Consider the following 13,049-nt stretch of genomic DNA (forward strand, 5'->3'; position numbering starts at 1 on the left):
GGAAAAAGTTTCTATACCGCCTTCAGACATAAAAAACTTTAAAATGAAGTAACAAAAAAGATAAGCATCATTAACAAATATAAATGACTAAGAATATTTGAAATACTATTAGCCTATAATTTTTTATATTTTTCAGGAGAATATGCCACTTTTACATTTTGAAATAAAAAAACGTCTGAACTTTCTATTCAGACGTCTTTTATTATGTGACGTTATCTTTAAATTATTTAGAAACGGCTTCAGCTGTCATATTTGTCAACATAGCCTTGGCCACTTCGTTATTACTAGACTTACGTTGCTCATCTACAATCAAATCATCACGAACTGCTGCAATACGACGGATTTGAGAAATCGTGCCCCCTGTACCAGCAGGAATAAGACGACCGACAATAACGTTTTCTTTAAGTCCTTGCAGAGTATCAATTTTACCAGAAACCGCTGCTTCGGTAAGAACACGCGTTGTTTCCTGAAACGATGCTGCCGAAATGAAAGAAGGCGTTTGAAGAGAAGCTTTTGTAATTCCAAGAAGAATGGGATTACCAGATGCGGGTTTCTTCCCTTCTGCAATCAAATTGTCATTGATTTCATCAAGTTCAATACGATCAACATTATCACCTGGAATATAACCAGAATCTCCCGATTCAGTGATTTCAACCTTTTGCAACATTTGACGAACAATCACTTCAATGTGCTTGTCATTGATAAGAACCCCCTGCAAACGATAAACCTCCTGAATTTCATTAACAAGGTAAGATGCCAAAGCTTCAACACCCTTAATTGCTAAAATATCATGAGGGGCTGGATTACCATCAAGAATATAATCACCCTTTTCAATTTGATCGCCTTCTTGGAAGTGAAACAACTTACCTTTTGGAATCAAATATTCTACTGGCTCAAGAGTTTCATCATTTGGTTCAATAATAATACGGCGTTTATTCTTATAACCACGGCCAAATTGAATTGTACCGCTGACTTCAGCAATAATCGCATGATCCTTTGGACGACGCGCTTCAAAAAGCTCTGCTACCCGTGGTAGACCACCCGTAATATCTTTTGTCTTTGCACTTTCCATTGGCAAACGAGCAATAACATCACCAGCTTTAACATGAGCACCAAGCTCAACAGAAAGAATAGTTTCCACTGACATCATATAACGGGCTTCACCTCCCTTATACAATTTAGCAATGGATTTACCTTCTTTATCCGCGTGGATAATAATAGCTGGTTTGAGCTCCGCACCACGTGGATTGGCACGCCAATCAATCACCAAACGCTTTGTAATCCCCGTCGATTCATCAGCTGTTTCAGTGACCGATAAACCATCAATCATATCTTCAAAACCCACATAACCTTCAACTTCCGTTAAAATTGGACGTGTATAAGGATCCCATTCTGCTATACGTTGGCCACGTTTAACTACATCACCATCATCAACAAAAATATGTGCTCCATAGCTAATACGATGCACAACGCGCTCTTTTCCTAACTCATCTTTGATAAGGATAGCCATATTACGCCCCATGACAACCAAATGTCCTTCAGAGTTACGCGCCACATTACGATTACGAATCTCCACCGTACCCTCATAAGAGGCTTCTAAATACGATGAATCAACAACCTGCGCAGTTCCTCCTAAGTGGAAAGTACGCATAGTAAGCTGCGTTCCTGGCTCACCAATTGACTGAGCAGCAATAACACCAACGGCTTCTCCCTGATTAACCGGTGTTCCACGCGCCAAATCACGACCATAGCATTTTGCACAAACCCCAAGACGTGTTTCACACGTTAAAGCAGAACGAATTTGAACAGATTGAATTCCGGCTTCTTCAATCTTAACGACATCAGCCTCCTCAATCATCGCACCACCTTCAAGAATAACCTCTCCAGAGATAGGATGTAAAATATCAACAAGGGCTGTACGACCAAGAATTCTTTGCCCAAGGGAGGCAACAATTTGTCCTGCATCAACAATTGGCTGCATGGTAAGCCCTTTTGCCGTACCACAATCAACGGCTGAAATAATAGCATCCTGTGCAACATCAACAAGACGCCGTGTGAGATAACCAGAGTTCGCTGTCTTTAACGCAGTATCAGCAAGTCCTTTACGCGCACCATGTGTGGAGTTGAAGTATTCGTTAACAGTTAGACCTTCCTTAAAATTTGAAATAATAGGTGTTTCAATAATTTCACCCGATGGTTTTGCCATTAACCCACGCATACCAGCTAATTGTCTCATCTGGTTAGCAGAGCCACGGGCACCAGAATGCGACATCATATAGATCGAATTCATAGGCCGTTGACGACCGGTTTTAGGATCAAAATCAACGGCTTGAATGCGTTTCATCATTTCATCCGCAACACGGTCCGTACATTTACCCCAAGCATCTACAACCTTATTGTATTTTTCACCTTGTGTAATCAAACCATCATTATATTGCTGTTCGTATTCCTTAGCCAAAGCTTCTGTTTCTGCAACCAAACGTGACTTGCTATCGGGAATAACCATATCATCCTTACCGAATGAAATCCCTGCACGACAAGCATAAGAAAAACCAAGCTGCATAATACGATCACAAAAAATAACCGTCTCTTTTTGACCACAGTGGCGATAAACATGATCAATCATTTTAGAAATATTCTTTTTTGTCATTTCTTGATTGACAATATCAAATGAGATATTCGGATTTTTAGGCAAAAGCTCACCGATAATCAAACGACCAGGTGTTGTATCATAAAGTTTAGCAACTTCTTTTCCATCCTTGCCCATATTCTTAACACGGCCTTTAATCTTCGTGTGAAGCGTTACGACCTTATTTTCCAAGGCATAATGAAGCTCACCTATATCGGCAAAAGCCATTCCCTCACCTGGTTCTTTTTCAGAGACAATCGAGAGATAATAAAGTCCAAGAACCATATCCTGTGATGGAACAATAATAGGGGCACCATTAGCTGGATGAAGAATATTATTGGTTGACATCATCAAAACACGGGCTTCAAGCTGCGCTTCAAGAGAAAGTGGAACGTGAACTGCCATCTGATCTCCATCAAAATCCGCATTAAAAGCAGTACATACCAAAGGATGAAGTTGGATAGCCTTCCCTTCAATTAAGATAGGTTCAAACGCCTGAATCCCTAAACGGTGCAATGTTGGCGCACGATTGAGTAAAACAGGATGTTCACGAATAACCTCATCTAAGATATCCCAAACCTCTGGATGCTCTTTCTCAACAAGCTTTTTTGCTTGTTTTACAGTTGAGGAATATCCTTTCGCATCAAGCCGTGCATAAATAAAGGGCTTAAATAATTCAAGGGCCATTTTTTTGGGAAGACCACATTGATGTAATTTTAATTCAGGACCTGTCACGATAACAGAACGCCCTGAGTAATCAACACGCTTTCCAAGAAGATTTTGACGAAAACGGCCTTGCTTCCCCTTCAACATATCTGAAAGAGACTTGAGCGGACGTTTATTGGCCCCCGTAATCACACGTCCACGCCGTCCATTATCAAACAATGCGTCAACAGCTTCTTGTACCATACGCTTTTCATTGCGCACGATAATTCCAGGAGCACGCAATTCAATCAACCGTTTTAGGCGGTTATTACGATTAATAACACGTCGATAAAGATCATTGAGATCTGATGTTGCAAAACGTCCACCATCAAGCGGAACCAATGGACGTAAATCCGGTGGAATAACCGGAATTGTTTTCATAATCATCCACTCTGGTTTGTTCCCAGATTCAAGAAAATTTTCAACGATCTTAAGTCGTTTAATCAATTTTTTCTGCTTTAACTCTGAAGTTGTTTCAGCTAATTCGAGACGCAAATCATTGGCGATTTTATCTAACTCCATACCAGCTAAAAGCTCGTAAATAGCCTCAGCACCAATCATAGCTGTGAACTGATCTTCTCCAAACTCATCAATAGCAAGCATATATTCTTCTTCAGAAAGAAGCTGGTGGAGCTTAAGAGATGTCAACCCTGGTTCGGTTACAATGTAATTCTCAAAATAAAGAACACGCTCAATATCTTTTAAAGTCAAATCTAAAAGTGTAGAAATACGGCCTGGTAACGATTTAAGAAACCATATATGCGCAACAGGTGCTGCAAGCTCAATATGCCCCATACGCTCACGACGCACACGTGAAAGAGTAACTTCTACACCACATTTTTCACAAATAATACCCTTATATTTCATGCGTTTATATTTGCCGCATAGACATTCATAGTCCTTAATAGGGCCAAATATACGTGCACAAAAAAGACCATCCCGCTCTGGTTTAAAAGTCCGATAATTAATAGTCTCAGGCTTCTTAATCTCACCATACGACCAAGACAAAATTTTCTCAGGACTCGCAATGGAAATACGAATAGAGTCAAATGTTTGCGCTGGCGCTTGAGGATTGAAAAGATTCATGACCTCGTGGTTCATGCTGTTCTCCTTCAAAGATTCTTAGAACCTGTTGTAATATCTCTTTTTTATTTCATAACAGATCTTCTTTAAAATACATTTACCTTTAAAAATGATCTGTACGATTCGAATAAAGTTATTGAGCTTCTTAAAGTAATCAGAGCGCAACTTTTTTCTAGTGCGCTCCTTGAATTATTGTTCTGCCGTATCAGATAAAACGCGCTGCGCAATAAGTTCACGCGCATCATCAAGCTCTACATTAAGAGCGAGTGAACGCATTTCTTTCACCAATACATTAAAGCTCTCAGGTATACCGGCTTCAAATGTATCATCACCACGCACAATCGCTTCATAGACTTTCGTCCGACCAGCAACATCATCCGATTTTACTGTCAACATCTCCTGCAAAGTGTATGCTGCACCATAAGCTTCAAGGGCCCACACCTCCATTTCACCAAAACGCTGCCCACCAAACTGTGCCTTACCTCCCAATGGCTGCTGGGTAACAAGTGAATAAGGACCTATAGAACGTGCATGAATCTTATCATCAACAAGGTGATGCAATTTCAACATGTAAATATACCCCACCGTTACTGGACGATCAAAAGGCTCTCCTGTGCGACCATCATAAAGCGTAACCTGCCCTGAACTATCTAGGCCCGCATCTTCCAGCATCATGTTGATATCAGATTCATGTGCTCCATCAAAAACAGGCGTCGCAATTGAAACCCCTTTCTTCATCTGAAGTGCTAATTTATAAAGGCTTTCGTTATCATACTGACGCACTGGCTCATTATGATTATCATCAGGCATAAGATTTTCAATACGTTGACGTAAAGGAAGGATATCACCAGTCTCTTGATATAATTCCAACAAATCACCAATCTTTTTGCCCATCCCCGCACATGCCCAACCAAGATGCGTCTCAAGAATTTGCCCAACATTCATACGACTAGGCACACCAAGCGGATTTAAGACGATATCAGCATGCGTTCCATCTTCAAGAAATGGCATATCTTCTATGGGAAGAATACGTGAGACAACACCCTTATTCCCGTGACGTCCCGCCATCTTATCACCTGGTTGGATTTTGCGCTTCACGGCCACAAAAACCTTTACCATTTTCATGACTCCAGGAGGCATTTCATCGCCTCTTTGGACCTTTTCAACTTTATCCATAAAGCGACGTTGTAATGCTTCTTTTGATTCATCATATTGTTTGCGTAAAGCTTCAATTTCATTTTGAAGCTTTTCATCCTCAACAGCAAATTGCCACCACTGCGAACGTGGATAACGCCCCATTACCGTACTATCAAGCTTTTTACTCTCGGAAAAGCCTTTCGGACCTTCTACAGCGACTTTACCTGTCAACATATCGGTAAGACGTGCGTAAACATTGCGATCAAGAATCGACTGTTCATCATCACGGTCTTTTGCTAAACGCTCAATTTCTTCACGCTCAATTGCCATAGCGCGCTCATCTTTTTCCACACCATGGCGATTAAAAACGCGAACTTCAACAACAGTACCAAATGTCCCAGGCGGCATACGCATAGAAGTATCACGAACATCAGATGCCTTTTCACCAAAAATTGCACGCAGAAGCTTTTCTTCCGGCGTCATGGGACTTTCACCCTTTGGTGTAATCTTTCCAACCAAAATATCACCCGGTTGAACTTCAGCACCAATATAAATAATGCCAGCTTCGTCAAGATTCCTTAATGCTTCTTCCGCAACATTAGGAATATCGCGCGTAATCTCCTCAGGCCCAAGTTTTGTATCACGTGCTGCAACTTCAAATTCCTCGATATGAATTGACGTAAACACATCATCCGCAACAATGCGCTCAGATAACAAAATAGAATCTTCGTAGTTGTATCCATTCCAAGGCATAAAGGCGACAAGAACATTTCGCCCAAGAGCCAAATCACCAAGATCCGTAGATGGACCATCTGCAATGATATCACCCTTCTCTACCCGATCACCGACATGCACAAGAGGGCGCTGATTAATACAAGTGGATTGATTAGAACGCTGAAATTTTTGTAAGCGATAAATATCAACGCCTGATTTTGAAGGATCTAAATCTTCTGTTGCACGGATAACAATACGGGTAGCATCAACTTGATCAACAATACCACTCCGTTTTGCGCTTACAGCAGCTCCTGAATCTCGTGCAACAACGGCCTCCATTCCCGTGCCAACAAATGGTGCTTCAGCCCGTACAAGAGGAACTGCCTGACGCTGCATGTTCGATCCCATCAACGCACGATTCGCATCATCATTTTCCAAAAAGGGAATAAGCGCAGCTGCAACTGAAACCAACTGTTTTGGTGAAACATCCATCAAATCAACATGATCGCGCGGCGCCATCAAAACTTCACCAGCATGACGGCAAACAACAAACTCTTCTATAAAACGGCCTTCACTATCTAATGAAGAATTTGCTTGAGCAACATAATGCTTTGCTTCTTCCATTGCTGAAAGATAAATAACTTCTTTGGTGACTTTACCATCAATAATTTTACGATAGGGACTTTCAATAAAGCCATATTTGTTAACCCGAGCAAATGTTGCTAAGGAGTTAATGAGACCAATATTGGGACCTTCCGGTGTTTCAATTGGACAAATACGACCATAATGGGTAGGATGGACGTCACGAACTTCAAAACCCGCACGTTCACGAGTCAATCCTCCTGGACCAAGAGCAGAAAGACGGCGCTTATGGGTGATTTCCGACAATGGATTGGTTTGATCCATAAACTGCGACAATTGTGAAGACCCAAAAAACTCACGAACTGCTGCTGCAGCAGGCTTTGCATTGATTAAATCCTGCGGCATAACTGTATCAATTTCAACCGATGACATACGTTCTTTTATCGCACGCTCCATACGAAGGAGACCAATGCGATATTGATTCTCCATCAATTCCCCAACGGAACGAACACGACGATTGCCAAGATTATCAATATCATCAATTTCACCACGGCCATCACGTAATTCAACCAACATCTTAACAACAGCAAGAATATCTTCTTGACGTAAAACGCGAACTGTATCTGGACAATCAAGATCCATACGCAAATTCATCTTAACACGTCCAACAGCTGAAAGATCATAACGCTCTGGATCAAAAAACAATGAATGGAACATTGCTTCTGCTGTATCGATTGTTGGAGGCTCACCTGGACGCATCACTCGGTAAATATCAAACAATGCATCCTGTCGACTTTCATTTTTATCCACCTTTAAAGTATTGCGGATATAAGCACCAACATTCATGTGATCAATATCAAGAATATTGATTTGATCAGCACTAACATCAAGCAAAATTTTTAATACTTTTTCGTCAATTTCATCGCCAGCTTCAAGGTAAATCTCACCTGTCTCATAATTGACGATATCTTCGGCAAGATAACATCCTAATAAATCATCTTCACTAACTTTAACCGCCTTGAGCCCCTTTTCTGCTAAAGATTTTGCGGTGCGAACTGTTAGCTTCTTACCAGCTTCCACAACAACTTCACCACTATCTGCATCGATAAGGTCAGAAATGAGCTTCATTCCTTTAAAACGATCAACAGAATAAGGAACACGCCATCCTGCTCCATCACGCTCATAAGTCACTTTATCATAAAACGTTGACAAAATATCCGAGGCATCCATACCGAGTGCCATTAAAAGACTGGTAACAGGAATCTTACGCCGCCGATCAATACGCGCATAAATGATGTCTTTAGCATCAAACTCAATATCCAGCCAAGAGCCGCGATACGGAATAACACGAGCAGCAAAAAGAAGCTTTCCCGATGAATGCGACTTCCCTTTATCATGATCAAAAAAGACGCCTGGAGAACGGTGCATCTGAGAAACAATAACACGCTCGGTACCATTGACGATAAAGGTACCATTAGTCGTCATTAAAGGCATATCGCCCATATAAACGCCCTGCTCTTTGATATCTTTGATATCTTTGGAGCCAGTATCCTCATCAACATCAAAAACAATCAAACGCAATATCACCTTTAATGGGGCTGCATAAGTTAAATCACGTTGACGACATTCTTCAACATCAAATTTTGGTAAATCAAATTCATAACCAACAAACTCAAGCATAGCTGTACCGGAAAAATCGGAAATAGGAAATACCGATTTAAAAACAGCTTGCAAACCTTCATCTGGTCGTCCACCTTTCGGTTCCTCAATCATGAGAAACTGATCATATGACGCTTTTTGAACCTCAATAAGATTCGGCATTTCTGCTACTTCAGGAATCTTACCAAAAAATTTGCGTACCCGCTTACGACCATTGAATTGAGACATCATTGCGTGAGTCTGAGCCATCGTCGCTCCTTGATCCTTACTCTTCAAGGTAGACCAACCTTGAAAGTCTTATATCATTAACCTGCATATGCAGACCAGTTCACTTGACACCCAATCATGAGCATCGTTAACTTTCCCCTCCAACATAAGCCTTTCTTTGAATTGGCTCTATGATGAGGGATGAGTAATCCAACTCTATACCCACTACTGCAATTAAACCGTTGGTAAAAGTTTTTTACTCTTTTCTTTCTCTCTTTTTAGAGAAAGAAAATCGGCGAACCTAAATGTCCGCCGATAAAATTAAATTTATTTAAGTTCAACTTTAGCACCAGCAGCTTCAAGTTGAGATTTAATTTTCTCTGCCTCTTCTTTAGAAGCGCCTTCTTTAATAGGCTTAGGTGCTCCTTCAACCAGATCTTTAGCTTCTTTAAGACCAAGTCCCGTAAGAGCACGAACTTCTTTAATAACATTAATTTTTTGCGCGCCACCTTCAACAAGAATAACATCAAATTCTGTTTTTTCTTCAGCAGCTGGAGCAGCAGCACCAGCAACAGCAGCCACAGCTACAGGAGCAGCAGCCGAAACGCCCCACTTTTCTTCAAGTAACTTAGAAAGCTCAGCAGCTTCCAAAAGAGTTAGATTAGAAAGGTCTTCTACGATCTTCGCTAGATCAGCCATTTTAAAATTCCTTTAATTAAAAGATTTGAACCATTATTAAAATTTATTCAAAAAAACAGAAAAACATTAAAGTTCTTCCATCAACGTGAATACAAACAGCCTTAAGCCGCCTTATCCTCCTGAGCATATGCTCCAATGACACGTGCAACCTGACCTGCAGGCGCATTAACAACCTGTGCAATACGGGTGGCAGGAGTAGAAATCATACCCACAAGTTTTGCCCGCAATTCGTTTAATGAAGGCAATGAAGCCAATGACTTCACAGCGTCTACAGTTAAACTCGTTGCGCCCATTGAACCGCCAAGGATGACAAATTTGTCATTGCTTTTTGCAAAATCAACAGCAACCTTTGGTGCTGTGATTGGATCTTCTGAATAAGCAATAAGTGTTTGTCCTGTAAACAAACCTGCTATCGATTCAGATTCCGTGCCCTGAAGAGCGATTTTAGCAAGACGGTTTTTGGCGACTTTAACGGCACCGCCAGCTTCACCCATTTTCGAACGCAGATCGTTCATTTGTGAAACTGTCAGACCGGAATAATGTGCAACAACAACAGAACCAGACTTTTGAAAAGCCTCGTTAAGCCATGTAACAAATTCGCGTTTTTCCGCTCTATTCACTGTCTCTCTCCATTTAACAGATTTGCTTAAAACAAACCTGTTGGTTACCTTTGATAACATAAAATATTTCATGTTACCGATGAGGATCCTGTCCCCTTTTTCACGCACAGCGTTCAAAGGCAACCCTGGCTCAAACCCTTTAAGTCTTTTAACTCTCAGTTTTTTACCCCAGTCTCATGTAGGTTTTTTCAAATTTTAAGATACTTAAAGCATCACCTACAATCTCGGACAGGATATTCCGGAATTCCTTCCGGAATAACCTAAGCCCTATAAAGCTTAGATGGCTAAATGCCGGTTCAAAACCGACATTTAAAATATAATTTTGATCGTCACTTACCTCAAAAAAAAATTATAAATCAGCTTATACTGACTCTGAACGAACCGTTGCTGGATCAACTTTAACACCAACCCCCATAGTCGAAGAAACAGCAACGCGCTTAATATACTCACCTTTTGCACCTTGTGGTTTTGCTTTAATAACAGCACTGGCAAAGGCTTTAATATTTTCTACGATTTTTTCAACGCCAAAAGAAGCCTTCCCAATACCTGCATGCACAATACCAGCTTTCTCAACACGAAATTCGACAGCACCACCTTTAGAAGCTTTGACAGCACCGGCAACATCAAGTGTTACAGTACCAACCTTTGGATTTGGCATCAAACTCCGTGGACCAAGAATCTTACCAAGACGACCGACAAGAGGCATCATATCTGGTGTTGCAATACAACGATCAAAGTCAATCACTCCCCCATTAATGCTTTCAAATAAATCTTCAGCACCCACAACATCAGCTCCTGCTGCCTTAGCCTCATCAGCCTTATCACCACGAGCAAAAACGGCAACACGAATATTGCGCCCCGTTCCGTTAGGCAAATGAGCAACACCTCGAACCATCTGATCAGCATGACGAGGGTCAACACCCAAGTTCATTGAAATTTCAATTGTTTCATCAAACTTGGCTACGGCACGCTCCTTAACCATTGAAACAGCATCACTCAAAGCGTAAAGTTGATTAAAATCAACATCTTTACGGATATTTTTTATTCTCTTTGCTACTTTTGCCATAACATTAGCCCACCACTTCCAAGCCCATCGAGCGCGCAGAGCCTTCAACCATACGCATTGCTGCCTCAATGTCATTTGCATTAAGATCTTTCATCTTTGCTTCCGCAATCAAACGAATTTTATCGCGAGAGATACTTCCTACAGACACTTTACCAGGCTCTTTTGAACCAGATTTCAGTTGTGCCTCTTTCTTTAAAAAGAACGATACAGGAGGTGTCTTGAGAGAAAACGTGAAAGACTTATCTTGGTAATACGTAATAATAACTGGAATCGGTGCTCCCTTTTCCATGTCTTGTGTCGCTGCATTAAACGCTTTACAAAATTCCATGATATTAATACCACGTTGTCCAAGAGCTGGACCAATCGGTGGAGACGGAGTAGCAGCCCCTGCAGGAACCTGCAACTTGAGCTGACCTATACTTTTCTTTGCCATAATAATCTGCCTTCAATTTAACTGGTACGCTAACAATTTATCTTGCTCGCTACCCGCTCTGCAGTCATGTGGTTCGGATCATTAAGCCGACAAAAGCTATAAATCACCTCCCACTCCTTCCTTAAAGTAATCAAAACTACTCTAAGTTTAATCAGAGTTTTTCAACCTGACCAAATTCCAAATCAACAGGCGTAGGACGCCCAAAAATGAGCACTTCAACCTTAAGACGAGAGCGCTCTTCTTCAACCTCTTGAACAATTCCATTAAATGAAACAAAAGGACCATCAGCAACGCGAACTTGCTCTCCAACCTCAAACAACACAGAAGACTTTGGAGATTCAACCCCTTCCTGAACTTGTTTGAGAATTTGCTCAACCTCTCGATCAGAAATGGGAATAGGACGTGCATCCGACCCTAAAAAACCTGTCACCTTAGGCGTATTCTTAATAAGATGATAAACCTCATCTGTTAATTCAGCACGAACAAGAACATAACCAGGAAAAAACTTTCGTTCACTATCAACTTTGCGTCCACGACGAACTTCTACAACTCGCTCCGTTGGAACAAAAATCTTTTCAAACAGATGATCAAGCCCTTTTTGCTTCGCCTCCTTATCAATAGCTTCCGCTACTTTCTTTTCAAAATTTGAATATGCCTGAACAATATACCAACGAGCCGCCACAGTCACACTTCCTTACATTCTCAACCAAAAAGATATTTCAGAAGATCAATAACCCGCCAAACACTAAAATGCATAACCTGATCCACAATAAAAAAGAAAGCAGAAGCCAATGCCGTTACCAGCAAAACCATAACAGTAGAAATAACTGTCTCGCGGCGCGTAGGCCACTTCACTTTAACTGTTTCTACATAAACCTGCTTCAAAAAGGCAATTGGATTGGTTTTAGATGCCATCGTCACACTATACTCTCTAGCCCTATATACTCTCTTCTAGTTCTATTGTGTTTTATACAACAAGATAAATACGAAAAAATGCAAAAGCCAATTTCCAGACTGATGCAATTTTCCACTTCCTATTCAATAGCGTTTCACACACAAAAAAACAAGCCCCATATAAAAAAAAGCGAAAAAGGCAGCAAAACCCACCCCCACATTTCTAAAATCCCATTCCCCTTTGGCAGGGGCAGCAGGACTTGAACCCGCGACCTGCGGTTTTGGAGACCGCCGCTCTACCAACTGAGCTATACCCCTAACTCTCAAAACTAAAACACCTTTAGTAACCTTTCAACAAGCATTATTTATTCGATGATCTTAGAGACGATACCGGCACCAACAGTACGACCACCTTCACGAATAGCAAAACGAAGCTTCTCTTCCATCGCTATTGGCACAATCAGAGACACATCCATCGCAACATTATCGCCTGGCATAACCATCTCTGTTCCTTCTGGAAGCGTAACAATACCTGTAACATCCGTCGTACGGAAGTAAAACTGAGGACGATAATTCGTGAAAAAGGGCGTATGACGACCTCCTTCATCTTTCGTCAAAATG

Annotated in this window: 9 protein-coding genes and 1 tRNA gene; all 10 read right to left on the reverse strand. The window is 41.2% G+C overall.

All coding sequences use genetic code 11. The features are described 5' to 3' along the window. Positions 1–223: 223 nt before the first annotated feature. Entirely contained in the window at positions 224–4,435 is a 4,212-nt protein-coding gene (gene rpoC / locus B5V81_RS07130; protein ID WP_212112853.1) for a DNA-directed RNA polymerase subunit beta', read from the reverse strand. A 171-nt stretch (positions 4,436–4,606) separates the two neighbouring features. Then, on the reverse strand, positions 4,607–8,758 hold the full coding sequence (rpoB, locus tag B5V81_RS07135; protein ID WP_212112854.1) for a DNA-directed RNA polymerase subunit beta: 4,152 nt from the start codon (positions 8,756–8,758) through the stop codon (positions 4,607–4,609). 285 nt (positions 8,759–9,043) lie between these two features. Further along, complete coding sequence (gene rplL / locus B5V81_RS07140) at positions 9,044–9,415, reverse strand: 50S ribosomal protein L7/L12 (protein WP_012231477.1); 372 nt, start codon at positions 9,413–9,415, stop codon at positions 9,044–9,046. A gap of 101 nt (positions 9,416–9,516) precedes the next feature. Further along, positions 9,517–10,035, reverse strand: coding sequence for a 50S ribosomal protein L10 (gene rplJ, locus B5V81_RS07145; RefSeq protein ID WP_012231475.1), 519 nt, complete (start codon positions 10,033–10,035; stop codon positions 9,517–9,519). 361 nt (positions 10,036–10,396) lie between these two features. Then, complete coding sequence (gene rplA, locus B5V81_RS07150) at positions 10,397–11,101, reverse strand: 50S ribosomal protein L1 (RefSeq protein WP_212112861.1); 705 nt, start codon at positions 11,099–11,101, stop codon at positions 10,397–10,399. Positions 11,102–11,105: 4 nt separating this feature from the next. Continuing rightward, positions 11,106–11,534, reverse strand: coding sequence for a 50S ribosomal protein L11 (gene rplK / locus B5V81_RS07155; protein WP_212112855.1), 429 nt, complete (start codon positions 11,532–11,534; stop codon positions 11,106–11,108). A gap of 151 nt (positions 11,535–11,685) precedes the next feature. After that, positions 11,686–12,216, reverse strand: coding sequence for a transcription termination/antitermination protein NusG (gene nusG, locus B5V81_RS07160; RefSeq protein ID WP_212112856.1), 531 nt, complete (start codon positions 12,214–12,216; stop codon positions 11,686–11,688). 20 nt (positions 12,217–12,236) lie between these two features. Continuing rightward, a complete protein-coding gene (secE, locus tag B5V81_RS07165) occupies positions 12,237–12,449 on the reverse strand; it encodes a preprotein translocase subunit SecE (RefSeq protein ID WP_212112857.1) in 213 nt (70 codons plus the stop codon). Between the two features lie 221 nt (positions 12,450–12,670). Further along, positions 12,671–12,746: transfer RNA gene (locus B5V81_RS07170), tRNA-Trp, on the reverse strand. 47 nt (positions 12,747–12,793) lie between these two features. Continuing rightward, a partial coding sequence (locus tag B5V81_RS07175) for an EF-Tu C-terminal domain-related protein (RefSeq protein ID WP_500676360.1) occupies positions 12,794–13,049 on the reverse strand: 256 nt, incomplete at its 5' end.

Origin of the sequence: Bartonella queenslandensis (assembly GCF_018155095.1) — a bacterium.
Taxonomy (GTDB): Bacteria; Pseudomonadota; Alphaproteobacteria; order Rhizobiales; family Rhizobiaceae; genus Bartonella; species Bartonella queenslandensis_B.

Coding starts and splice junctions, on each gene's coding strand:
- rpoB (WP_212112854.1), bottom strand. CDS start 8,758: ATGGCTCAGACTCACGCAATGATGTCTCAATTCAATGGTCGTAAGCGG.
- rplL (WP_012231477.1), bottom strand. CDS start 9,415: ATGGCTGATCTAGCGAAGATCGTAGAAGACCTTTCTAATCTAACTCTT.
- rpoC (WP_212112853.1), bottom strand. CDS start 4,435: ATGAACCACGAGGTCATGAATCTTTTCAATCCTCAAGCGCCAGCGCAA.
- secE (WP_212112857.1), bottom strand. CDS start 12,449: ATGGCATCTAAAACCAATCCAATTGCCTTTTTGAAGCAGGTTTATGTA.
- rplA (WP_212112861.1), bottom strand. CDS start 11,101: ATGGCAAAAGTAGCAAAGAGAATAAAAAATATCCGTAAAGATGTTGAT.
- rplK (WP_212112855.1), bottom strand. CDS start 11,534: ATGGCAAAGAAAAGTATAGGTCAGCTCAAGTTGCAGGTTCCTGCAGGG.